The sequence below is a fragment of the Entomohabitans teleogrylli genome, from assembly GCF_001484765.1.
GTDB classification, from domain to species: domain Bacteria; phylum Pseudomonadota; class Gammaproteobacteria; order Enterobacterales; family Enterobacteriaceae; genus Entomohabitans; species Entomohabitans teleogrylli.
This window is the reverse complement of sequence record NZ_KQ947381.1, coordinates 89,196-111,921: the sequence shown is the minus strand read 5'-3', so window position 1 is coordinate 111,921 and position 22,726 is coordinate 89,196. Positions and strand designations below refer to the sequence as shown.

Here is a 22,726-nt window from a genome sequence, read left to right as displayed (position 1 = left end):
AGGCGCATCAGAAAAACCTCCGGCTATGCCGGAGGATATTTATTTTGCTCAGATAAGAACCGGTTAGCGCGCCAGCGCTTCAACGCTGAAGAATGCCTCGCGCAGCGCCTGCGGCGTCACCGGCACCGTAAGCGTGTGAATAGATTCAGACGGGCGCAGAGTGTGAGCAATCACTTTATCGAGCTGATCCTGGTTATGAATATCCACCTCCAGCTCCGCCAGGCTGGTGGGGAGGTTAAAGCGCTGATAAGCGCTCACCAGTTGCCGCAGCGTCTCCTGCTGACCCAGCAGAGCGGCCTGCACCAGAATCCCGTAGGCGACTTTGGTGCCGTGCAGGTATTTGGCGGTTTGCGGTAGTACTGTCAGTCCATTATGTACCGCGTGTGCGGCCGCTACCCGGGTATAGCGTTCCCCCAGCCCGCCAACCATACCGCCGCCGGCGATAATGGCATCGACCACATCGCGGAACGGCTGACTCAGCACACCGTTGCGCTGGTCGTCCAGCGCCGCTGCGCTGCTGTCCAGCAGGACATCGCGTATCGCCAGCGCCGCGTCCAGTCCCAGGCGTACTGTCAGGGGCAGGGTTTCCGGCTGCGGCGCTAACTCTACGGCTTCATACCATTTGGCCAGAGTATCGCCAATGCCCGCCAGCAGATATTCCGCCGGCGCGCGCAAAATGATCTCCGGCTCCACCAGCACCAGATGATTCGCGTCATTGAAAATTTCGTAATGCAGCGCCTGGCCGGCATCGCTGTACCACACCGACAGCGGCGTCCAGGCCGCACAGGTGGCGGCAATGGTCGGTATCGCCACCAGCGGCAGGCGCAGATGGCGTGCCAGCGCTTTGGCGGTATCCAGCACGGCGCCGCCGCCAAGGCCGATAACCACCTGGCGGTCAGCGCCAGCGATGCCTGCCAGACGGGCGATTTCGCTTTCGCTACAGTGGTGATGAGAAATGGCGTGCCTGGCTCCCGGCGCATGGAAAGCGGCGGGGAGAAAAGGCGTGGCTGCCGCCAGCGCCCGTTCGCCACAGATCCAGACAGCGCGCTCAAGCTGCTGCGCAGCATAAAATTCGCCGAGGTGTTCCAGCGCGCCGGGATGTGAATAGTAATTAGCCGGGCCGGTGACCACGCGAATATCGGTATTTGCCATCTGTCGGTTCCTTTTTGTTGAAGCTGCCAGCCGCCACTGGGGATTTAAGGCAATAAGAATCGCTGCCTGTGGCGGAATACCATCATAGTATGAGATGTTTTTATGTCTGGACGTCTAAGTGTCTTGATTGCCAAATGCTAGCACCGTGTTATAGTGCTGGCAACCTGTCCGTTAATCCGAATTTGTTATTAAGGCTGTCAATAATGTATAGCAATCCCTTGATTCCAGAGAGCAAATTACCGGCGCTCGGTACCACGATCTTCACCCAAATGAGCGCGCTGGCGCAGCAATATCAGGCGATAAATTTGTCGCAGGGGTTCCCGGATTTTGACGGCCCGCATTATCTTCAGGAGCGACTGGCCTGGCACGTCGCTCAGGGTGCGAATCAATATGCGCCGATGACTGGCGTGGCTGAGCTGCGCGCCGCCATTGCTGATAAAACTCTGGCGCTGTACGGTCACTATCCCGATCCGCACAGTGATGTGACCGTTACCGCCGGGGCCACGGAAGCGCTGTATGCCGCCATTACCGCGCTGGTGCGGTCCGGCGATGAAGTTATCTGTTTTGACCCCAGCTATGACAGCTATGCGCCGGCCGTTGAGCTTTGCGGCGGGATTGTTAAGCGGCTGGCGTTGCAACCGCCGCGTTTTCGGGTGGACTGGGCGCAATTTGCCGCGCAACTGTCTCCACGCACCCGGCTGGTTATTCTCAACACCCCCCATAACCCATCGGCGACGGTCTGGCAGCGTGAAGATTTCGACGCGCTGTGGCGGGCGATTGCCGATCGAGAGATCTACGTACTCAGCGATGAGGTGTACGAGCATATCTGCTTTGCCGGGGGCGGACATGCCAGCGTGCTGGCGCATCCGGGGTTGCGCCAGAGAGCCGTGGCGGTCTCCTCGTTCGGCAAAACTTTTCATATGACCGGCTGGAAGGTGGGCTACTGCGTGGCGCCGGCGGCCATTAGCGCGGAATTGCGTAAGGTTCATCAGTATCTGACATTCGCCGTCAATACCCCGGCGCAACTGGCTCTGGCCGATATGCTGCGCGCCGAGCCAGAGCACTATCAGGCCTTGCCGGATTTTTATCGGGCGAAGCGCGATCGGTTTATTGCCGCGCTATCCCACACCCGGCTGGCGATTTTGCCCTGCGAGGGCACTTACTTTTTGCTGGCGGACTATAGTGCGATTTCCAGTCTGGACGATGTGGCTTTTTGCCGCTGGCTGACGACAGAAGTGGGGGTTGCGGCGATCCCGCTGTCGGTGTTCTGCGCCGGGCCATTCCCGCACCGGTTAATTCGCCTGTGCTTTGCCAAACAGGATGCCACTCTTGACGCGGCGGCGCAGCGGCTGGCCACACTGTGAGATTCACGCCGCTATTCTGCCCGGGCAGGGTAGCGGCGGATTGCGTTATTTTTCGCCCATTACCGCTTGCATTCTTTCGGCGTCCGGCAGGCCCACTTCCTGCTGTAAGACGTTTTCTTCATTCATATAGTAAATGGCTGGCGTGGCGTTAGCGCCGAGATCGTCCATTAACTTCTGATTGACGTTAAGGATGCGCGCCTGGGTGGGGGGAATCGCGTCGCTGACGCTGAGCTTCATCTTTCCGCCGCTGGTTTCAAAATCGCGCCAGGTTTTGGCCGGGTTTTCACTGGCGAGGATTGCCGCCGCCCAGGCCGGGCTTTCCGGTTTGATAACCCCGACCAGCAGAGTGCGGATCTGAACTTTCCCGGAGTCCACCCAGGGTCGTGCCTGTTCCCAGAACTGGTGACAGTAGGGGCAGAAAGGATCGGCGAAGACGTAGATTTTACGCGGCGCGTCGGCCTTGCCGTCAGCTATCCAGTCTGCTTTTTCCATACGCTGCCACAGCTCGCGCCCGGCGGGAGCGTAGATCTCTTTCTCAATAACCTTTTCGCTCAGGTTGTTACCCTGACCGTCATACAGATAGCCGGAAATAGCGTGTTTACCATCCGCCGTCACATAAATCGTGACTCCCATATCCTGATACTTGCCCAGATAGCCGGTCATACCGCCTGGCGCAGGAAAGGATTTAATGATGGTGATACCCTGTTTTTCGAGCGCCTGTACCGGCGCCGGCAGCGTTGACGCGGCGTGCGCGGCGCAAAAGGGCAGCAACCAGAGGAGGAGAAGCCGTTTATTCATGATGACACCTGTAGCGTCGGCCGTGACAGAAGAGGCAAAGTGTAGCATTACCGGCCGGGGAGCGCCCCCGGAGATAGCCAGGGGTGGGGCAGGATCACAAACCAATATCGCGCAGCGTTTCGGTACTGGCGAAGCGGGCCATCTCAAAATTACTGCGCGATCGGCGCGGCCATCCGTAAGAGAGCGACTTCCGTCATGGCTGTTTCAGGTAACAGGATTTAGTGGGGAATTGCCCTTGCGGCGCGCGAGTGTTGTAATTGGTGCGCCGCCAGCAGCCTTCAGGCTGTGGCGCGTTAGTGCTGGCCTGGGCCATCGGCGCTGTGGGGATTGCAGATCCGCGGTAGCCTTTTGGCGCTATATCGGCCACACTGTCGGCCGGGGCGCGCGGGTGATAGCCGACGCTTATTGATTTGATAACGCAAACGCATTAGCCGTCGCGGCCGAAATTCGGTACCTTTTACCCCAACGAAAACACGGAGGAAGTATAGATGTCCTTGATTAATACTAAAATTAAGCCTTTTAAAAACCAGGCATTCAAAAACGGTGAGTTTGTTGAAGTCACCGAGAAAGACGTTGAAGGTCGCTGGAGTGTATTCTTCTTCTATCCGGCAGATTTTACCTTCGTTTGCCCGACTGAACTGGGCGACGTGGCTGACCATTATGAAGAGTTCCAGAAGTTGGGCGTAGATATCTACTCTGTTTCTACCGATACCCACTTCACCCACAAAGCATGGCACAGCAGCTCAGACACCATCGCAAAAATCAAATACGCGATGATCGGCGACCCGACTGGCGAACTGACCCGTAACTTCGACAACATGCGCGAAGATCAGGGTCTGGCTGACCGCGGTACCTTCATTGTTGACCCGCAGGGTATCATCCAGGCAGTAGAAGTGACTGCTGAAGGTATTGGTCGCGATGCGTCTGACCTGCTGCGTAAAGTGAAAGCAGCTCAGTACGTGGCTTCCCATCCGGGTGAAGTATGTCCGGCTAAGTGGAAAGAAGGCGACGCTACGCTGGCTCCGTCTCTGGATCTGGTTGGTAAAATCTAAGCCATTCCCCGACCCAGTCTGTCAGGGCCGCGGTTAGCGCGGCCCGAATGCGAATTACGCAAATCGGGTGCTTAGCACCCGATTTTTCTTGCCAGGGAGATATTATGCTCGACGCAACAATGAAAACTCAGCTCAAGGCTTACCTTGAGAGATTAACAAAACCGGTTGAGTTAATTGCAACGCTGGACGACAGCGCCAAATCGGCTGAAATCAGGGAACTGCTGGCAGAAATCGCTGAGTTGTCGGATAAAGTTTCTTTTAAAGAACAAAATGAACTGGCGGTGCGTAAGCCTTCATTTCTGATTACTAACCCGGGGTCACAGCAGGGTCCGCGCTTTGCCGGTTCGCCGCTGGGCCACGAGTTTACTTCACTGGTGCTGGCATTGCTCCAGACCGGTGGTCACCCGTCCAAAGAGTCTCAGGATCTGCTTGAGCAGATTAAAGACCTGGAAGGGGAATTCCATTTTGAAACCTATTACTCGCTCTCCTGCCATAACTGCCCGGATGTGGTACAGGCCCTGAACCTGATGGCGATCCTCAATCCGAACGTGACTCACACGGCGGTTGACGGCGGCGCGTTCCAGAATGAAATCAGCGAACGCAACATCATGGGCGTACCGGCGGTTTTCCTGAACGGTAATGAATTTGGCCAGGGGCGCATGACACTGGCGGAGATCGTCAGCAAGGTCGACAGCGGCGCGGCGAAACGCGCGGCCGATGAGCTGAGCAAGCGCGACGCCTACGATGTGCTGATCGTCGGCAGCGGCCCGGCGGGCGCGGCGGCGGCAGTTTACTCTGCGCGTAAAGGTATCCGCACCGGTTTGATGGGCGAGCGCTTTGGCGGTCAGATCCTCGATACCGTGGATATTGAAAACTATATTTCCGTACCGAAGACTGAAGGCCAGAAACTGGCTGGCGCCCTGAAAGCCCACGTCGACGATTACGATGTCGATGTTATCGACACCCAGAGTGCCACGCGTCTGGTTCCGGCCAGCCAGGAAGGCGGCCTGCATCAGATTGAAACCGCCTCCGGCGCGGTGCTGAAGGCGCGCAGCATTATCATCTCTACCGGCGCTAAATGGCGTAACATGAACGTGCCGGGCGAAGATCAGTATCGTACCCGCGGCGTAACCTATTGCCCGCACTGCGACGGCCCGCTGTTTAAAGGCAAGCGGGTAGCGGTTATCGGCGGCGGTAACTCCGGCGTGGAAGCGGCTATCGACCTGGCTGGCGTGGTGGATCACGTAACACTGCTGGAATTTGCGCCGGAAATGAAGGCTGACCAGGTTCTGCAGGATAAAGTGCGCAGCCTGAGCAATGTCGACATCATTCTTAATGCCCAGACCACTGAAGTGACGGGCGACGGCGCGAAAGTGACCGGCCTGGAATACCAGGATCGGGTCTCCGGCGCCATGCACAGCCTGCCGCTGTCCGGTATCTTTGTGCAAATCGGTCTGCTGCCGAACACTAACTGGCTGGAAGGCGCGGTAGAACGCAATCGCATGGGTGAAATTATCATTGATGCTAAGTGTGAAACCAGCGTGAAAGGCATTTTCGCCGCTGGCGACTGCACCACCGTTCCGTACAAACAGATTATCATCGCTACCGGTGAAGGGGCTAAAGCCTCGCTGAGCGCGTTTGATTATTTGATTCGTACTAAAACGGCCTGATATATAAAAAAGAAGTACAGACAAAACCTGCATAATAAAGAGGCTACCCCAGGGTAGCCTCTTTCTTTTTGTATTTGCAGCGCCAGTCTAACGGATGACAAACACCGGCGTGCGGGCATAGCGAATAATACTGGCGGCGTTGGAGCCCAGCAGGTGGGTGGTAATGCTGGGATTTCTGGAGCCGATAATGATGATATCCGCATCCAGCTCTTCCGCCACGCTGTTGATCTCGTCACGTACATTGCCGAAGCGAATCAGCGGTATCACGCGCTCTTCGGGCAGGGAGAAGTGCTTCTGCATCTGACGCAATTTTCCATCGGTCTCTTTTTCCAGATGTTCTTCAAAGCGGCGAATGTCGTGGGCAAAACCGTGCAAAATCAGCTTCGACGACTTCGGCAATACGTGGACTAAATAGATTACGCCATCCTGTTGAGCGAGAAATTCGGCATGCTTCACTGCCTTATCACTGAGTTCCATTTCAAATACATCAACCGGCATCAGGATTGTCTTGTACATAGTGGATCCTCCATGGTTCGCTTTCTCACTGTTATAACAGCACATTTTGCGCGGATTTTCATTTAATCCGCTTACAGAAATGCAAAAAAATCCGTGCGGCGGCGGAAGTTTCTGAAAAATAAGCGGGGGATAACAGAAAGGGTGCCTGTGTCGGCACCCTGAATCGGGATTAACGCTTAGCGGTGATATTCGCCGGCGGCTTCCGGCTGATAGAGCAGTTCCAGGACTTCAAGATGCGTCTGGCTGCCGTTGGGGAGCTGCCAGCGGATGGTATCGCCGGTACGCAATCCCAGCAGCGCGGCGCCTACCGGCGCAATCACCGAAAGCTGGGTCGCGCTGTCTGACAGGTTGGCCGGATATACCAGCGTGCGGATATGCTCTTCACCGGTGCTCAGATCGTGAAACCGCACCCGGCTGTTCATGGTCACGACATCATGGGGCATGGTATCCGGGGTGCGCATTTCAGCGCGATCCAGCTCTGCGTTCAGGGCACTGGCCACGGGCAGGCTGGCAAACGCCGGTTGCTCCAGTAGCTGGTCAATGCGTTCGGCGTCAAGTTCGTTAATGATGATTGCAGGTCTGGACATGCATTACTCCGTGTCTGATGTGCGGGCGGCGAACGACCGCAATACAACAATTCCAAAAGAAAACCCCCACCGCCAAAACGATGAGGGTTCACTAAAGGTGATGATACCTGGTACAGCGCGCCACTGGAAGTGATATTAATCACATATCCGGCGTTATTTCCTTACAGGATCAGGCTGCCCAGCGCCGCCAGCAGGAAGGCGATAGTACCCAGCAGGGTTTCCATCACCGTCCAGGTCTTCAGCGTGGTTTTTTCGTCCATTTCCAGGAAGCGGCCAACCAGCCAGAAACCGGAGTCGTTGACGTGGGACAGTACCGTTGCGCCGCCGGCGATAGCGATAACGATAAAGCACAGGTCAAACTGGCTCAGGCCAGGTGCCGCCTGCACCATCGGAGCGACCAGCGCCGCGGTGGTGGTCAGGGCCACGGTTGCGGAACCCTGGGCAACACGCAGCGCGGTGGAGATAACGAATGCCGCGACGATCACCGGCAGACCGGTCTCAGTCAGTACACCGGCCAGCGCATCGCCAATACCGCTGGCGCGCAGTACGCCGCCAAACATGCCGCCGGCACCGGTAACGAGAATGATGCCGCAAATAGGGCCCAGCGCGCCGTCGCAGATTTTTTCCAGATGCTTAAGGCTGTTCTGGCGACTGAAGACCATCAGCGAGAAGAAGACGGTAATCAACAGGGCGACCGGCGTTTTACCCAGCATACGCAGGAAGTTCACCAGATCGTTATCCGCGCTGACCCATCCCAGCACAATGGCGGTATTCAGACCGGTATCAAGGAAGATCAGTACCAGCGGCATCAGCAGGATGGACAAAACCAGGCCGAATGAAGGCGGCTTGTGATTGGCATCGACTTCCACTTCGCCCAGGAAAGAGGAGGGCAGTTTGACGTCGAATTTTTTACCGGCATACAGACCGAACAGATAACCGCCGATATACCAGGTCGGGATAGCGATAATCAGACCGGTGATCACCAGCAGACCGATGTTGGCGCCCAGCAGTTCACTGGCGGCAACCGGACCCGGATGCGGCGGCACCAGCGCATGCATGACCGCAAAAGCGCCCGCAGCCGGCAGCGCGTATTTCAGCGTCGAACCGCCAAACTGCTTCGCGACGCTGAAAATGATCGGCAACATGACCACCAGACCGGCGTCAAAGAAGATAGGGAAGCCGAACAGCAAAGAGGCAACCCCGAGGGCAAACGGCGCACGCTGCGCGCCGAAGGTGCCAATCAGCGTATCGGCCAGCACTTTCGCGCCTCCCGAAACCTCCAGCAGGCGACCAATCATGGCGCCGAGACCAACCAGCAATGCGACACCCGCCAGGGTACTGCCAAATCCGCCGAGCAGGGTGGGAACAATTTTATCAAAGGGCACTTTGGTGACCAACGCCACCACGATGCTGACCAGGGTCAGCGCCAGGAAGGCGTGGACTTTAAAGCGCATGATGAGCACCAGTAGCAAAGCAACTGCCGCCGCGGCAATTCCCAGCAATGTTCCAGCGCCATACGCATATGTAATTTCTGTCATCGTCTTGCTCCTTAACAACAAGAATGCCAGGAAGAAGAAGCGGGCAATCCCTGTTCTTTCTTACTGATACCGGTAACATGATACTGGTAACATTGATGAGGTTTAAACACCCTAAGTAACATTTATTAACATTTTGCGAGCGACATCAAATATTGCAAATAAACCTCCTGCTGAGTCCGGAAGATAAAAACGTCCGTCGCCGTGCAGCGGCGTAGCGGGCGGTGAACTGAGAACAGCCAGGCCCCTGCGTCGGCGCGTGAGTCCATCGGGAAATGAGGGACCACACTGTGTGGGGCTTCGACTAATCTTAATAGAAATCACCGTACCAGCAGGGGCAAAGGGAAAGAATGAGACATAGAGCAAGCTCTGATGAGAAAATCAGGCGCCGATCGTCGGTCGCATGACGTAACGATCGGCGAATGCGGGGCGTTATCCCGCACACCCGTTCTGGCCGTCAGTAGCCGACGGCATCTATCCTGAAGCGCTTGCCGCAATTGCCCGGATGGGGCTGAGGGGCGAATGAATCCGCCGCCAGCGGCTGGTTGATGGCGGCGGCATTGAGCGATAGCTGAATTTCCGTCAGATACGCCGGATTACTGTGGCAGGTGAGTTTTACCGCTTTGACGCTCTCTTTACCCCACGCGCGGGCGATGGCGGCATTGATATCGCCGCGGCTAACGGTACGGCCGTAATTTTCCGCCAGAAACTGGCCCAGCGGGCTGCGGCGTACTTCCTGATTCATCCTGATCATCGTGCCAAAGTAGGCGTCGGGATCGAAGCCAAAACAGGCGCCGTGTTTGGCGTATTCATAGCGCTCCAGGCAAGAGTTGCCCCCGGCGCCCGGCATAACGCCGGCAAGTCTGGCCGCTATATCCGCGGACAACCCGGTAGCGGGCGCAGCGCATTTTTTACTGGCCGCTACCTGCGCCATGTTGGGGATCGGCCGCGTGGCGCAGCCGTAGCGCATCCAGCGTTTTTCATCGACGCCGCGGGCTGAGATAGAATCCGGCAACCCGGGCCATAAGCCGTGAACGGTGAGGAATGTGCTTTTGTCGGCGTTTTCCTGCTGGGTGCGGCATTCTGCCGGCTGATTGCGTTGGCGTTCGTACATACTCTGGCAAAAACCGGTTTGCCAGGAAAGCGCCAGAACATAGCGATCAAAGTCCCCGTAGCGCTGGGGTTCCAGTGTCGCTGACAGAGCAGAAGGAGCCACGCCGGAGAAGGCGGCGGCCAGAAGCAGGCCGGACAGACGAGTGGTGGTCATAGGGTTTTTCACGAATCAATGAGTGTGCGTAACGATATTTAACCATAAACCGGATGCCGGGGCGTATCCCCCGCGCCGTTGTGGCGCAGGGGAAAGCGTAACGACAGCGGATTAGTGAAGTACCGCGCTGGAGGGCAGCAGAATTTCTGTGGCGACAATCACCACAATCAGCCCGACGATTACCGGTACCGAGGTCCGTTTCACCACCTCGAAGGGGGAGATTTTCGCCATACCGGCAACCGCGACCACCACGCCGGAGACCGGAGAAATGGTGCGGCCAAGGTTAGACGCCTGCAGCATCGGAATGACCAGATAGCCCGGGTTGATGCCGGACTGATGGGCCAGTTTGGGGATCAGCTCAACGAAGGCGTAAAACGGCGCGTTGCCGGAGCCGGTGGTCATTGCCGCCAGCATGGTGAGGATCACCAGTACCAGCATCAGGATGATACTGGCCGAGCCAAACGAAGTGGCGATGGAGATTAAACTCTGGATAAAGCCGATGGTGCTCAGCCCCTGGGCGAAGACCCCGGCGGCCACCAGCAGCATCACCACGGTCACAAAGGCGTCCGCCATACCGCGATAAGCGACTTCCAGACCGTCGAACACCTGGCGGGTATTGAAGCTGCGGACAAATTCAATCAGCGCGGCGATTAGCATACACAGCACCAGAATGGTGATGATATGTAACTGCGGACCCCATTTGCCGTCAAAAATCAGCACCCCAACGATCGGCGTAAACGGCAGAATCGCGTAATACGCCGGGGCTTTGGTGGTGATTTCATTAACATCGAGCATTTCATGCGCGACGTTTTCTTTATTATCCAGATAGCGCTGCCAGAAGAAGTGCGCGATGGCCATGGCGACAATTGCGGCGATGGAAATCGGCAGGGTGGTTTTAAAAGCAAAGTCCACCAGCGGCATCTCTGCCGCCTTCGCGGCCAGCACCACGTCACCGGACGTCGGGGAAAGGATAATCGCCGCCGGCGAAGCGCAAATCGCCGCCGCCGCGCCGCGACTGATGCCAACGTTGACCATCACCGGAAACAGTGTCGCCATCAGCAGTACGCCCAGACCGGTCGCGGAAGAGACCGCCAGCGACATCAGGCAGGCGAGGAAGTAAGCCGCCACCATCAGTATGTAGGGGGAGTTGATATATTGCAGTGGACGGGAGGCCAGTTTGACTACCACATCATTGGCGCCGATATGGGTCATGTAGGCGGCAAACCCGCACAGCATCATGATCATCATCCCGAGATCGCCGCCGCGGCTCATCAGCAGGATTTTTATATATTCAATAATATCGGTCGCCTGATAGCCGGTACTTTCGGCACTGCCGGGCAGGACCTTATGGCCCATCAGGGCGCTGACGATCAGTAACAGCAGACCGCCGACAAACAGGACGCCGGTAGCGGAATAGCCTTTAATGATGTAGCGCGCCACGCCGACAATGACGACAACCCCTATCAGTAATTCAACAATCGTAAGCATGATATCCTCTGTTTCGCGGCATTCAGCGAAATTCTGACGACAAAACTGTGTGATAAATAAACAAAAACACCGCCTTAAATAAAAGCGGTGGTTAAAGTGCCTTAACGATTCTCTGCTATGGCTGATAAATATCAACCTTTTATGCGATAGCCCGGGAAACCGTCAGTTTTTGCAACAGGCCTGACAATTATGGCACTGGCCGGTGGTAAAGCGCTAAATTTTTCTTAATCAGGCGCGGATTTTGCCCTGAATGGTTATTTTGTTATTCATCATAAAAATGATTTTTTGTTTTATATTCGGATTTGTCGATTTCTCTGGCGACATTTGATAAATAAATGATTTTATTTTGTTAATTTAATGTTTTCCTGGGTGAAAAATAACCCACTGTTTATTATGTAAATTCATTTAAATGCGCTTCTCCCCGGTTGGACACTGCGCCTATACTTTTAGCCATTCATTTTTTTACCGCTTATTTACATGACGTTACGCTCTGGTCTGTGGTCAATAACTCGCCTGCGCTTTATCAGACAGCATTTGCTGATCCTGATGATGGCGTTCGGTTGGTTATTTATTCACAGCCAGCTTGCTGTCGCTTCCCATGACTGCCCGATAGATATTCAGGCCGACACCGTGATGATTCAGCACATGAATCATGCGATGGCGGAGGAGGACAGTGGTCACCAGATGCGCGGGGCGCTGTGCGAAAAGCACTGCATTCCGGATGTGATGCAAAAAGATAACGGTCATAGCGATCCCGCTGTGCTTCCCGCTTCCTCGGCCATTGTACTGGCGCAGGCGGTAGATACCCGGGAGCCAGTTGCACAGTGGTCGTTAACGCCGCCCGCCGTAGGGCCGCCGGCAGCCATTCGATTCTGCCGGTTCAGAGAATAGCTTTCGCCAGATATCACCCTGTTAGCGGGCCGCCGGCCCGGTTATCTGATATTTATTGCGGAGCTTATCTATGTTTTCTTTTAAAGCCACTGCGGCACTGATTGCCGCGGCGCTGTTGTCGTCCACATCGGTTCTGGCGCAGAATGCCGCCATGTCTGCCCACCATCACGGCTCTTCCGGCCAGCAGCATCAACACCCTCAGCCCGCCGCCGCGGACAATGTCTGGCACAGCGAAGGCGTGGTCAAGCGTCTCGACGCCAATACCGTCACCATTGCCCACCCGCCGATACCGTCTCTTAACTGGCCGGCGATGACCATGACATTCGCGCTGCCCGCCGGGGCGGAGCAATGGCGGTTACAGCCGGATGAGCATATCCATTTCAGTTTTACCGCCCATCAGGATGACTGGCTGCTGACCCAGGTTACCCGCAAGCCATAACGAGGACGCCATGAAAAGACATTCCCTGAACCTGTTGTGGGTTGGCGGGGTGTTTCTGGCGTGCTTACACGCTGCCGCTCCGGCGGCGGCGTGGAGCCTGCCTCAGACCCTGCTGGCGGCGGAGCGCTATTCCGCCGAGCTGTCGGCTAACCGCAACCAGGCTAACGCCCTGAACAGCATGGCGCAGTCCGCCCGTGAACTGCCCGACCCCAGCCTGAAGTTCGGCGTTGAGAACGTGCCGCTGGGAGGTAGTAATGCCCGCCGTTTGACCCGCGACGGGATGACCATGCAGCGCATTGGCATCATGCAGAATTACGTCAGCGCAGATAAGCGTGAACGTAAGGCTGAGACATTACTGGCTCAGTCCTCCAGTACTCAGGCCCAGTCTGACGTGATTCGCGCGGCCCTGCAGCGCGATACCGCCAGCGCCTGGCTGGAGCTGGCCCTGTCGCAGAAAATGCTGCGCGCCGCGCAGCGCCTGGCGCGGGAAACCGAAAAGCAGACCGGTGCTCAACTGTCCGGGGTGGCCAGCGGCGCCAGTCCGGCCAGCAGCGTACTGGATCTGCGTATTGCGCTGAACGCCATACGCGATCGGGTGACGCTCGCGCAGCGCGATGTGGAGCTGGCGCAAACCCGGCTGCTGGCGTTGACCGGCCAGAATATCGTGCAGACTGACGGCGACATGCCGCGCTACCAGCGCCTTCCCGCCGACGAGGCTCTGCTGGAGCAGGCAGTAAGCCGGCATCCGCAGGTGATTGCCGCCGCCCGGGAAGCGGATGTCTCCCGGGCGCGGTCCGCGCAGTCCGCTGTGGCGGCGAAGCCCGATGTTGGCGTGGAAGTGTATTACGCCCATCGCGCCGACGGTTATGACGATATGGCGGGGATCATGTTCTCTGTTGATTTGCCGCTGTTTAAATCCCAGCGCCAGGACAAAGATTACGCCGCCGATGTTTCCCGCACTCTGGAGGCTAACGATCGGCTGGCGCTGGTTGAGCGCGAGCGTCTGGCGCAGTTAAAAAGCCTGATCGCCCGTTACCAGGCGGCGCTGGCTATCTGGCAGCGTCAGCAACAGGACGTTGTGCCCCTGACTCGTCAGCGTCTGGCTCTGCTGGAGGCCCGATATCGTAGCGGCCAGAGCGATGTGGCGGCGCTACTGGAGGCGCGCCGCGCGGTACTGGACAGCGAAGTCGCCGCCATCAGCGCGGAAAAAGAGCTGGCCCTTAACTGGGCCGCGATTCGTTACCTGGTGCCTGAGGAGTTGACGCAATGAAAAACAGTTCTCTGGCGTTGGCCGCCGTGGCGATCGCCGTGATTTCCACATCCGGCGGATATTTTCTTGGCGCCGCCACTGGCGGGAAGCATGCCGACAGCGGGCCCGCGCCCCGGGAAGCCCGCGCGGTGCTCTACTGGTACGATCCGATGGTTCCCGGCCAGCGTTTTGATAAACCGGGAAAATCACCGTTTATGGATATGGAACTGGTGCCGCGCTATGCCGATGAGCAGAGCGCTGACGGCGTGGTGACGATCAGTCCGCGCCAGCAACAAAATCTGGGGATCCGTACCGCGGCGGTGGAGCGCCGTGTCCTGAGCGCATCTTTTCGGGCGGTCGCCACCGTTACGCCGGATGAACGCCGGGTACAGCGCATATCGGCTACCGCGAGCGGGATTGTCGAAAAACTGTATGTGAATGCGCCGCAGCAGCAGGTCAGGGCTGGCGAACCGCTGGCGCTACTGTGGATCCCGGAATGGACCGCCGCCCAGCAGGAATATCTGGCGGTGCGTCGCCTGGGGGACAGCCAGTTGAGCGCGGCGGCCCGCGCCCGTCTGGAGCTGTTATTTATGCCTGCGGCGGTAATTAGTGAAGTGGAGCGCAGCGGCAAACCACAAACCCGCATTACTCTCCGGGCGCCGCAGTCCGGGTATATCAGTCAACTGGATATTCGCGCGGGCGCTCAGGTAACGGCCGGCGCGCCGCTGTTTGAGCTGGCGAGTCTCGATCCGCTGTGGATAGTGGTGGATTATCCGCAGAGCCAGGCATCGGCTCTGCAACCGGGCAATAAGGTGCTCGCCACCACAGAAAGCTGGCCGGGGGAGCGCTTCAGCGGTCAGATCAGCGAGATACTGCCGGTCATGGACAGCGCGACCCGCACCTTAAAAGCCCGTGTTGAAATCAATAATCCCGGCAATAAGCTGCGACCCGGTATGTATCTGAACATAACCCGTGCGGCGGCGGAGAACGGGCCCGCGGTACTGGCGATCCCCGAAGAGGCGCTGATTGCTACCGGCAGCCATAACCGGGTACTGCTGGCGGACAGTGAAGGGCATTTCGCACCGCAGGAGGTAGTGACCGGCGCGATGGCCGACAGCTGGGTGGAGATCATATCGGGGCTGAAGCCCGGTCAGCGGGTAGTGGCTTCCGGGCAGTTCCTGATTGATTCCGAGGCCAGTTTACGCAGCGCCCTTAATGGCGAGACGCCGGCTGCTCCGGCGCTGACCGAGTACCAGACGACCGGCATTGTTAAAACCATCAGCCCGCAGGCGATCACTATTACGCATCAGCCGGTGCCGGAGCTGAAATGGGGCGTCATGACGATGGATTTCACACCGGGCGCGCAGCTTGATCTGCAGGACATCGCCCCCGGCAGCCGCGTGATGTTTCGCTTCACCATGGATGAACAGGGCATTGTGATTACCCATCTGATGCCGCTGGCGGAGGAACAGCCATGATTGCCGCGGTGATTCGTAGCGCGTTACATAACCGGTTGCTGGTGATTCTGGCGGCGCTGTTTATGGCGGCATGGGGGCTGTGGTCGATGCAGCGTGCGCCGCTGGATGCCCTGCCGGATCTGTCGGATGTCCAGGTGATCGTACGGGTCAGCTACCCGGGCAAGGCGCCGCAGGTGGTGGAAAATCAGGTCACCTATCCGCTAACCACCACAATGCTGTCGGTGCCGGGCGCCAGTACGGTGCGCGGTTTCTCCATGTTCGGGGATGCTTATGTCTATGTGCTGTTCGAGGATGGTACCGACCCATACTGGGCGCGATCGCGGGTACTGGAATATTTAAGCCAGGTACAGTCTCAGCTACCGCCGGAAGCGAAAGCGTCGCTGGGGCCGGATGCCACCGGCGTGGGCTGGGTATATGAGTATGCGCTGGTGGACCGCAGCGGCACCCATAGTCTGGCGGATCTGCGCGCGTTGCAGGACTGGACGCTGAAGTTTGAGCTGAAAACCGTGCCGGATGTGGCGGAGGTCGCCAGCGTCGGCGGCATGGTGCGCCAGTACCAGATTGTGCTCGATCCACAGCGCATGCTTGCCCTGAATATCACTCACCAGCAGATCGCCGCCGCTGTGCAGAGCGCCAACCAGGAGGGAGGCGGTTCGGTACTGGAACTGGGCGAGGCGGAATACATGGTGCGTACCAGCGGCTACCTGCGATCGCTGGATGATTTTCGCCAGATTGTCCTCACGGTCAGGGATGGCGTGCCGGTGCTGCTGTCTGATGTCGCGACGATGCGCATGGGACCAGAAATGCGCCGCGGCGTGGCGGAACTCAATGGGCAAGGAGAAGTGACCGGCGGCATTATCATTATGCGCTATGGCAAAAATGCCCTGCAGACTATCGATGCGGTGAAAACGAAGCTGGCGCAAATCCAGAAGAGCCTGCCTCCCGGGGTGGAGATTGTACCAGTATACGACCGCTCGCAACTGATCAACAACGCCATCAGTACTCTTTCTTACAAGCTGCTGGAAGAGTTTATCGTGGTGGCGGTGATTTGTACGCTGTTCTTGTTTCACTTCCGTTCGGCGCTGGTGGCGATCGTCAGCCTGCCGTTGGGTATCCTCGGCGCCTTTACCGTGATGCATTATCAGGGGGTGAATGCCAACATCATGTCGTTGGGAGGTATCGCCATCGCCATCGGCGCGATGGTGGATGCGGCAATAGTGATGATTGAGAATATGCATAAAGTGCTGGAGCAGTGGCGGCATGAACACCCCGGGCAGAAACCCGCGGCGGCGGACTACTGGGCTATCTCTGAGCGGGCGGCGGTGGAAGTCGGGCCGGCGCTGTTCTGTAGTCTGCTGATCATTACGCTCTCTTTTGTGCCGGTATTTTCTCTTGAGGCTCAGGAAGGACGCCTGTTCGCGCCGCTGGCGTTCACGAAAACCTGGGCGATGGCCGTAGCGGCGGGGCTGGGGATTACCCTGGTGCCGGTCCTGATGGGCTGGTTTATTCGCGGCAATATTCCCGATGAGCAGGCGAATCCGCTCAATCGCTGGTTGATTGCCGCCTATGAGCCGCTGATTGATAAGGTGCTGGCCTGGCCGAAAACCACGCTGGCGCTGGCGGCGCTGCTGTTTGTCGCCACGCTCTGGCCGCTCAGCCGTCTTGGCAGCGAATTCCTGCCGGCGCTGGATGAGGGCGATCTGCTGTATATGCCTTCGACGCTGCCGGGGGTTTCGGCGCGGGAAGCCGGGCGCCTGCTGCAGTTGACCGACCGGCTGATTAAGACCGTACCGGAGGTTGATACCGTGTTTGGTAAGGCGGGGCGGGCGGAGACAGCGACCGATCCTGCGCCGCTCACCATGCTGGAAACCACCATTCGCTTTAAACCCCGCGATCAGTGGCGGCCAGAGATGACGATGGATAAGCTGGTGGAGGAGCTGGACCGGGTGGTGAATGTGCCGGGTATCGCCAATGTCTGGGTACCGCCAATCCGCAACCGGCTGGATATGCTGGCGACCGGCATCAAAAGTCCGGTGGGGATCAAGGTCAACGGCGATGATATTGCGCAAATCGAATCGATTGCGCGCCAGATTGAAGTCGCCGTACAGGATATTCCCGGGGTGACCTCGGCGCTGGCGGAACGGTTGTCGGGCGGGCGCTATATCGATATTGATATTGACCGCCTGAAAGCTGCCCGTTACGGCGTGTCGGTGCAGGAGCTGCAATCGCTGATAAGCACCGTGGTGGGCGGCCAGAACATCGGCGAAACGATTGAAGGCCGGGCGCGTTACCCGATCAATATGCGCTATCCGCGGGAGATTCGCGATAATGTCCGTAAGTTACAGGATCTGCCGGTGCTGACCGCCAGCGGTAACCAGGTGGCGCTCTCTGAGCTGGCGAGCGTGACGATAAGCGACGGGCCGCCAATGCTGAAAAGCGAAAATGCCCGGTTATCCAGTTGGGTGTATGTGGATATTCGCGGCAGGGATCTGCGTTCAGCGGTGGATGCGATGCAGCAGCGGGTGGCGCAACAGGTGGTATTGCCGGAAGGAGTGACGCTCTCCTGGTCAGGGCAATTCGAATATCTGGAGCGGGCGGCGGCAAAACTGCAGATTGTCTTACCATTCACCCTGATGATCATTTTTGTCCTGCTTTATCTGACCTTCCGGCGTATTTCCGATGCGCTGCTGATCATGGGAACGCTGCCGTTTGCCCTGGTTGGCGGGATCTGGCTGCTGTGGCTGCTGGGATATAACCTGTCAGTGGCGGGGGCCGTGGGATTTATCGCCCTCGCCGGGGTGGCGGCCGAGTTTGGCGTCATCATGATGCTGTATCTCAACCACGCGCTGGAGAAATACCGCCTTCAGGGAAATAGCAGCGATGAGGCGTTGCTTAAGCAGGCGATCCATGAAGGTGCGGTATTGCGTGTCAGGCCAAAAGCGATGACCGTGGCGACGATTATGGCCGGTCTGTTGCCTATCATGTGGGGAGATGGCGCTGGTTCTGAGGTGATGCGGCGTATCGCCGCGCCAATGATTGGCGGGATGATTAGCGCGCCGCTACTGTCTATGCTGGTATTGCCGGCGCTATATCTGCTGATTAAACGTAACCGGTAATTCCTGAATGCGCCGCGTTGTGCGAATGCGGCGCATTTCGCGGAAAGGCTGGCGTAATAACACCCTTAAGAAGAGTCTGAATTAACTTTCATTGCTGTTGAAACGGCGGATCCTTATCCGTTCGTTTATGCTGGATTTGAAAAAAATCATCTAAAATAGAGCCATGTTCGTTATCAGGTACTATAACCGTGTTTTTAATTCGCAATATTTTGTTTTTACTGGGGTTAATGGTTTTTTCGACGCTTCCGGCGGCGCAGGCCGCTTCCTTTGGCGCGACAGTAAAGCAGGGATGGTCGACCTTCACTGATAATGTCGGTGAGACGTGGAACAATCCGCAGCATTATGATCTGTACGTGCCGGCAATTACCTGGCATGCCCGTTTTGCTTACGACAAAGAAAAAACCGATAAATACAACGAACGTCCATGGGGCGCTGGTTTTGGTCAGTCGCGCTGGGATGAAAAGGGCAACTGGCATGGCCTGTATGTGATGGCGTTTAAAGACTCCTACAACAAATGGGAGCCGATTGCCGGATATGGCTGGGAAGCCACCTGGCGGCCGCTGGCCGATCAGAACTTCCACCTTGGGCTGGGGTACACGGCGGGCTTCACGGCGCGCGATAACTGGAATTACATTCCCATTCCGCTGGTGCTGCCGCTGGCCTCGGTGGGGTATGGACCGGCGACGTTCCAGATGACCTACATCCCGGGGACGTATAACAACGGTAACGTTTACTTTGCGTGGTTGCGCCTGCAATTTTAAGCATTTTCGCGCTACGGATTTTTACATCTGAAAACAACGGGTAAAGTACGGTAGCGGAAAAAAGAGCGGGCTTTTATCACTTTTTAGTAAATAACAACTGGACAAAAGACGCCACAATTGATGTACTGATACCCGACACGGCAATTGTGTCGTTTTTTCATGTAAAGGTAATTTTGATGTCTAAGATTAAAGGTAACGTTAAGTGGTTTAATGAGTCCAAAGGATTCGGTTTCATTACTCCGGAAGATGGCAGCAAAGATGTGTTCGTACACTTCTCTGCAATCCAGAGCAATGGTTTCAAAACTCTGGCCGAAGGTCAGCAGGTTGAATTTGAAATCACTAACGGTGCCAAAGGCCCTTCTGCTGCTAACGTAATCGCTCTGTAAGTTAGCCAGAAACTAAAAACCCGCTCACAGCGGGTTTTTTTATGTCCGGAAATCAATAAAAAAGAAAGATTTTTAGAAAACTAGCGACCACAGCAACGCTAAAAAGTACTGCGCCCCAGCTCATGATTTGCTCTTTCATCTCCGCCTCCAGGATGTTAACAGGTAGAGTGTGGCAGATGAAAATTAAGCGAACCTTAACACCGGGATTAGTGGCTGCTGAAACTCGAAAACAGGTAAAACGCCAGCGCTGTCATGGCGAAAGAACCGAGAAGATTTACCAGTACGTTAAGCAATGCCCAGCCCAGTTTTCCGTCCTGCAGCAGAAAAACCACTTCGGCGGAAAAGGTTGAAAATGTCGTCAGACCGCCGCAAAAGCCGGTGGTAATCAACAATTTCCATAGTGGATCGATTTGCGTCATGCGATTAAACCACGCCAGACCCGCGCCAATAATAAAGGCGCCGACCAGGTTCGCGGTTAACGTTCCCACCGGCAGCGCGTGGTGGAGCGGATTGAGCCTCAGGCTCAGCCCCCAGCGCAACAGGCTGCCGGCGCCACCGCCGATAAAAACCGCCATCATCATTTGCAACACATGAATAGTCTCATATTGATTAAACCTGGGAGAAGTGTAACGCTGATAAGAGGTTTATCAAGGGCTATACGCATGAGGACGGAGCATGAAAGTTGCGGTTGGTCAGTTTGCCGTCAGTCCCCGCTGGCGTGAGAATCTCGACACCTGCCGGAGGCTTATCGGTGAAGCCAGCGCCCATGGCGCCGATCTTCTGGTGCTGCCGGAAGCGGTGCTCGCCAGGGACGATAACGATCCCGACCTGTCGGTAAAATCCGCCCAGACGGAGGATGGTGAATTCCTCAGCCAGCTTCTCGACTTTAGCCGCGCCAGCGCCATGACGACGGTGCTGACGCTACCGATAGTCACCACGCCGGGGCGAGCAGCGAATACGTTGTTTGCTATCCGCAGCGGCGCTATTGCGGCCAGCTACCAGAAACTGCATCTCTATGATGCGTTTACAGCGCGTGAGTCGCGTCTGGTGGATGCCGGGAAGCAGATCCCGGCGCTGATCAACGTGGCGGGAATGCGTATTGGTTTAATGACCTGCTACGATCTGCGTTTTCCTGAGCTGGCGTTAAGTCTGGCGCTGTCCGGCGCCGAGGTGTTGGTGCTGCCGGCTGCATGGGTCAAAGGCCCATTTAAAGAGCAGCACTGGGAGACTCTGCTTGGCGCCCGGGCGCTGGATACCACCTGCTATGTGGTGGCTGCCGGGGAGTGCGGTAATAAAAATATTGGTCAGAGTCGGGTAGTGGATCCGCTGGGCGTCACTCTGGCCGCCGCTGTCAACCAGCCGGCGCTGTTTTACTGTGAGGTTAGCGCCCAACGGGTGGCTGAGGTACGGGAGCAGCTTCCGGTGCTGGCGAACCGGCGTTTTGCCATTCCACAATTAGGCCCATAACCTGGGCTCTGATTAACCTTGTTACAGATTGCTGTTGTGGCGCGGCCTGGAATGACCGTTAATAGTTTCAGGTCTTTGTACTGCGTGTTTTGATAAGAAGGTAAATATGGGTGAGATCAGTATTACCAAGCTTCTGGTGGTTGGCGCGTTGATTGTCTTATTGTTTGGTACTAAGAAGTTACGCACGTTAGGGGGCGATCTGGGCGCCGCTATTAAAGGCTTTAAAAAGGCCATGAATGACGATGATGCGGCGGCAAAAGCGACGGCGGACAGCGAACGTCTGTCGCATAAAGAGTAACCGCGGCGTTATTGATTAAAAAAAACCGGCAAGCGCGCCGGTTTTTTTATCTCTACAGTCTGTGTTTTGTAACAGGCTGTGTCAGGCTTATTTAACTTCAAGCCCCTTCGCCTGCAGATCGGCATGGTAGGAGGAGCGTACGAATGGCCCACAGGCGGCGTGGGTAAAGCCCATCGCCAGCGCTTCAGCTTTCATCTCTTCAAACTCTTCGGGTCTGACGTAGCGCTGTACCGCCAGGTGATGGCGGCTGGGCTGCAGATACTGGCCCAGAGTGAGCATGGTGACGCCATGGCGGCGCAGATCGCGCATCACATCAATGATTTCAGCATTGGTTTCCCCAAGGCCGACCATCAGCCCGGATTTGGTGGGGATCTCCGGGTGCGCCTCTTTAAAGCGTTCCAGCAGTTTCAGCGACCAGGCATAGTCGGCGCCGGGGCGAACCTGACGATACAGGCGGGGAACGTTTTCCAGATTATGGTTAAACACATCCGGCGGCGTGGCGGTGAGGATATCCAGCGCCCGATCCATACGCCCGCGGAAGTCGGGCACCAGCGTTTCAATTTTAATATTTGGGCTTTTTTCGCGAATGGCGCTGATACAGTCGGCAAAATGCTGTGCGCCGCCGTCGCGCAGATCGTCGCGGTCAACGGAGGTGATAACCACATAGCGTAATGCCATATCCGCGATAGTCTGAGCCAGTTTCTGCGGCTCACCGGCATCCGGCGCGACAGGGCGGCCGTGGGCCACATCGCAGAAAGGGCAGCGGCGGGTACAGATGGCGCCCAGAATCATAAAGGTCGCGGTACCGTGGTTAAAGCATTCGGCCAGGTTCGGGCAGGAAGCCTCTTCACACACTGAATGCAGGCCATTTTTGCGCATGGCCGCTTTGATTCCCTGAATCCGGGTCGAATCAGCGGGCAGCTTGATTTTCATCCACTCTGGCTTTCTTAACAGCTCCTGGCGTTCAGTAGCGACGGTTTTTACCGGGATAAGCGCCATTTTATCGGCGTCGCGGTATTTAACGCCGCGTTCCATCAGAATGGGTTTACTCATATCGTGCGTGTTCCAGTGGCTAAGCGTGAGGGGGAAAACGTGTTAATTCAAGCAAATGTTGCAATTATCAATTATTTTTGAATTAACGCGCCGCAGTATATCATCTAAGCCCTGCGGATAGCAGCCTGACGACCCGGTAAAAAGAGAAAAAATTGTAAA

At 56.7% G+C, this 22,726-nt stretch carries 21 protein-coding genes; 12 read left to right on the top strand and 9 right to left on the bottom strand.

What is annotated here, in order from left to right:
• Positions 1 to 63 precede the first annotated feature (63 nt).
• On the bottom strand, positions 64 to 1,152 hold the full coding sequence (locus tag AQ981_RS10710; RefSeq protein ID WP_058911743.1) for an oxidoreductase: 1,089 nt from the start codon (positions 1,150 to 1,152) through the stop codon (positions 64 to 66).
• Positions 1,153 to 1,355: 203 nt separating this feature from the next.
• Here AQ981_RS10710 and AQ981_RS10705 point away from each other — a divergent pair, with 203 nt between their 5' ends.
• Positions 1,356 to 2,516: a pyridoxal phosphate-dependent aminotransferase gene (locus AQ981_RS10705; RefSeq protein WP_058911742.1), complete on the top strand. Its 1,161-nt coding sequence runs from the start codon at positions 1,356 to 1,358 to the stop codon at positions 2,514 to 2,516.
• A gap of 45 nt (positions 2,517 to 2,561) precedes the next feature.
• Here AQ981_RS10705 and dsbG read toward each other — a convergent pair whose 3' ends face one another.
• Positions 2,562 to 3,314, bottom strand: coding sequence for a thiol:disulfide interchange protein DsbG (gene dsbG, locus AQ981_RS10700; protein WP_058911741.1), 753 nt, complete (start codon positions 3,312 to 3,314; stop codon positions 2,562 to 2,564).
• Positions 3,315 to 3,802: 488 nt separating this feature from the next.
• Here dsbG and ahpC point away from each other — a divergent pair, with 488 nt between their 5' ends.
• Positions 3,803 to 4,366, top strand: coding sequence for an alkyl hydroperoxide reductase subunit C (gene ahpC / locus AQ981_RS10695; RefSeq protein WP_058911740.1), 564 nt, complete (start codon positions 3,803 to 3,805; stop codon positions 4,364 to 4,366).
• A gap of 104 nt (positions 4,367 to 4,470) precedes the next feature.
• On the top strand, positions 4,471 to 6,036 hold the full coding sequence (gene ahpF, locus AQ981_RS10690; RefSeq protein ID WP_058911739.1) for an alkyl hydroperoxide reductase subunit F: 1,566 nt from the start codon (positions 4,471 to 4,473) through the stop codon (positions 6,034 to 6,036).
• 87 nt (positions 6,037 to 6,123) lie between these two features.
• Here the strand turns inward: ahpF and uspG are convergent, their stop codons facing one another.
• The 5 genes from uspG to dcuC form a co-directional block, all read right to left on the bottom strand.
• The gene (gene uspG, locus AQ981_RS10685) at positions 6,124 to 6,552 is read right to left on the bottom strand and encodes a universal stress protein UspG (RefSeq protein ID WP_058911738.1); all 429 of its coding nucleotides are present in this window, start codon (positions 6,550 to 6,552) and stop codon (positions 6,124 to 6,126) included.
• Positions 6,553 to 6,728: 176 nt separating this feature from the next.
• On the bottom strand, positions 6,729 to 7,139 hold the full coding sequence (gene rnk / locus AQ981_RS10680; RefSeq protein WP_058911737.1) for a nucleoside diphosphate kinase regulator: 411 nt from the start codon (positions 7,137 to 7,139) through the stop codon (positions 6,729 to 6,731).
• A 161-nt stretch (positions 7,140 to 7,300) separates the two neighbouring features.
• Entirely contained in the window at positions 7,301 to 8,677 is a 1,377-nt protein-coding gene (locus tag AQ981_RS10675; protein WP_058911736.1) for a GntP family permease, read from the bottom strand.
• A 454-nt stretch (positions 8,678 to 9,131) separates the two neighbouring features.
• A complete protein-coding gene (rna, locus tag AQ981_RS10670) occupies positions 9,132 to 9,941 on the bottom strand; it encodes a ribonuclease I (RefSeq protein ID WP_058911735.1) in 810 nt (269 codons plus the stop codon).
• 111 nt (positions 9,942 to 10,052) lie between these two features.
• Entirely contained in the window at positions 10,053 to 11,429 is a 1,377-nt protein-coding gene (gene dcuC / locus AQ981_RS10665; RefSeq protein WP_058911734.1) for an anaerobic C4-dicarboxylate transporter DcuC, read from the bottom strand.
• Positions 11,430 to 11,906: 477 nt separating this feature from the next.
• Here dcuC and AQ981_RS10660 point away from each other — a divergent pair, with 477 nt between their 5' ends.
• The 7 genes from AQ981_RS10660 to cspE all read left to right on the top strand — a co-directional run bounded on the left by AQ981_RS10660 (position 11,907) and on the right by cspE (position 19,749).
• Positions 11,907 to 12,320 (top strand): hypothetical protein, encoded by a 414-nt coding sequence (locus tag AQ981_RS10660; RefSeq protein ID WP_058911733.1) that lies wholly within the window; start codon positions 11,907 to 11,909, stop codon positions 12,318 to 12,320.
• 70 nt (positions 12,321 to 12,390) lie between these two features.
• Positions 12,391 to 12,759: a copper-binding protein gene (locus tag AQ981_RS10655; RefSeq protein ID WP_058911732.1), complete on the top strand. Its 369-nt coding sequence runs from the start codon at positions 12,391 to 12,393 to the stop codon at positions 12,757 to 12,759.
• 10 nt (positions 12,760 to 12,769) lie between these two features.
• Positions 12,770 to 14,029 (top strand): TolC family protein, encoded by a 1,260-nt coding sequence (locus AQ981_RS10650; RefSeq protein ID WP_058911731.1) that lies wholly within the window; start codon positions 12,770 to 12,772, stop codon positions 14,027 to 14,029.
• Complete coding sequence (locus tag AQ981_RS10645; protein WP_058911730.1) at positions 14,026 to 15,486, top strand: efflux RND transporter periplasmic adaptor subunit; 1,461 nt, start codon at positions 14,026 to 14,028, stop codon at positions 15,484 to 15,486. The genes AQ981_RS10650 and AQ981_RS10645 overlap by 4 nt, the downstream gene beginning before the upstream one ends.
• The gene (locus tag AQ981_RS10640) at positions 15,483 to 18,602 is read left to right on the top strand and encodes an efflux RND transporter permease subunit (RefSeq protein ID WP_058911729.1); all 3,120 of its coding nucleotides are present in this window, start codon (positions 15,483 to 15,485) and stop codon (positions 18,600 to 18,602) included. Before AQ981_RS10645 ends, AQ981_RS10640 begins: the two co-directional genes overlap by 4 nt.
• Before the next feature lie 227 nt (positions 18,603 to 18,829).
• Positions 18,830 to 19,363, top strand: a complete 534-nt coding sequence (gene pagP / locus AQ981_RS10635) for a lipid IV(A) palmitoyltransferase PagP (protein WP_058911748.1) — start codon at positions 18,830 to 18,832, stop codon at positions 19,361 to 19,363.
• Between the two features lie 176 nt (positions 19,364 to 19,539).
• Positions 19,540 to 19,749, top strand: a complete 210-nt coding sequence (cspE, locus tag AQ981_RS10630) for a transcription antiterminator/RNA stability regulator CspE (protein ID WP_058911728.1) — start codon at positions 19,540 to 19,542, stop codon at positions 19,747 to 19,749.
• Between the two features lie 206 nt (positions 19,750 to 19,955).
• On the opposite strand, the gene crcB is transcribed toward cspE, so the two are convergent.
• Positions 19,956 to 20,339 (bottom strand): fluoride efflux transporter CrcB, encoded by a 384-nt coding sequence (gene crcB, locus AQ981_RS10625; protein WP_058911727.1) that lies wholly within the window; start codon positions 20,337 to 20,339, stop codon positions 19,956 to 19,958.
• Positions 20,340 to 20,424: 85 nt separating this feature from the next.
• Between crcB and AQ981_RS10620 the strand changes: the two genes are divergently transcribed.
• A complete protein-coding gene (locus AQ981_RS10620) occupies positions 20,425 to 21,216 on the top strand; it encodes a deaminated glutathione amidase (RefSeq protein ID WP_058911726.1) in 792 nt (263 codons plus the stop codon).
• A gap of 106 nt (positions 21,217 to 21,322) precedes the next feature.
• Positions 21,323 to 21,514 (top strand): twin-arginine translocase subunit TatE, encoded by a 192-nt coding sequence (tatE, locus tag AQ981_RS10615; protein ID WP_058911725.1) that lies wholly within the window; start codon positions 21,323 to 21,325, stop codon positions 21,512 to 21,514.
• Between the two features lie 87 nt (positions 21,515 to 21,601).
• On the opposite strand, the gene lipA is transcribed toward tatE, so the two are convergent.
• A complete protein-coding gene (gene lipA, locus AQ981_RS10610; RefSeq protein WP_058911724.1) occupies positions 21,602 to 22,567 on the bottom strand; it encodes a lipoyl synthase in 966 nt (321 codons plus the stop codon).
• Between the last annotated feature and the right edge of the window lie 159 nt (positions 22,568 to 22,726).

Coding starts and splice junctions, on each gene's coding strand:
- cspE (WP_058911728.1), top strand. CDS start 19,540: ATGTCTAAGATTAAAGGTAACGTTAAGTGGTTTAATGAGTCCAAAGGA.
- AQ981_RS10620 (WP_058911726.1), top strand. CDS start 20,425: ATGAAAGTTGCGGTTGGTCAGTTTGCCGTCAGTCCCCGCTGGCGTGAG.
- AQ981_RS10675 (WP_058911736.1), bottom strand. CDS start 8,677: ATGACAGAAATTACATATGCGTATGGCGCTGGAACATTGCTGGGAATT.
- dsbG (WP_058911741.1), bottom strand. CDS start 3,314: ATGAATAAACGGCTTCTCCTCCTCTGGTTGCTGCCCTTTTGCGCCGCG.
- uspG (WP_058911738.1), bottom strand. CDS start 6,552: ATGTACAAGACAATCCTGATGCCGGTTGATGTATTTGAAATGGAACTC.
- AQ981_RS10645 (WP_058911730.1), top strand. CDS start 14,026: ATGAAAAACAGTTCTCTGGCGTTGGCCGCCGTGGCGATCGCCGTGATT.
- AQ981_RS10710 (WP_058911743.1), bottom strand. CDS start 1,152: ATGGCAAATACCGATATTCGCGTGGTCACCGGCCCGGCTAATTACTAT.
- AQ981_RS10655 (WP_058911732.1), top strand. CDS start 12,391: ATGTTTTCTTTTAAAGCCACTGCGGCACTGATTGCCGCGGCGCTGTTG.
- lipA (WP_058911724.1), bottom strand. CDS start 22,567: ATGAGTAAACCCATTCTGATGGAACGCGGCGTTAAATACCGCGACGCC.
- AQ981_RS10640 (WP_058911729.1), top strand. CDS start 15,483: ATGATTGCCGCGGTGATTCGTAGCGCGTTACATAACCGGTTGCTGGTG.
- AQ981_RS10660 (WP_058911733.1), top strand. CDS start 11,907: ATGACGTTACGCTCTGGTCTGTGGTCAATAACTCGCCTGCGCTTTATC.
- AQ981_RS10650 (WP_058911731.1), top strand. CDS start 12,770: ATGAAAAGACATTCCCTGAACCTGTTGTGGGTTGGCGGGGTGTTTCTG.
- rnk (WP_058911737.1), bottom strand. CDS start 7,139: ATGTCCAGACCTGCAATCATCATTAACGAACTTGACGCCGAACGCATT.
- tatE (WP_058911725.1), top strand. CDS start 21,323: ATGGGTGAGATCAGTATTACCAAGCTTCTGGTGGTTGGCGCGTTGATT.
- ahpC (WP_058911740.1), top strand. CDS start 3,803: ATGTCCTTGATTAATACTAAAATTAAGCCTTTTAAAAACCAGGCATTC.
- pagP (WP_058911748.1), top strand. CDS start 18,830: ATGGTTTTTTCGACGCTTCCGGCGGCGCAGGCCGCTTCCTTTGGCGCG.
- rna (WP_058911735.1), bottom strand. CDS start 9,941: ATGACCACCACTCGTCTGTCCGGCCTGCTTCTGGCCGCCGCCTTCTCC.
- ahpF (WP_058911739.1), top strand. CDS start 4,471: ATGCTCGACGCAACAATGAAAACTCAGCTCAAGGCTTACCTTGAGAGA.
- dcuC (WP_058911734.1), bottom strand. CDS start 11,429: ATGCTTACGATTGTTGAATTACTGATAGGGGTTGTCGTCATTGTCGGC.
- AQ981_RS10705 (WP_058911742.1), top strand. CDS start 1,356: ATGTATAGCAATCCCTTGATTCCAGAGAGCAAATTACCGGCGCTCGGT.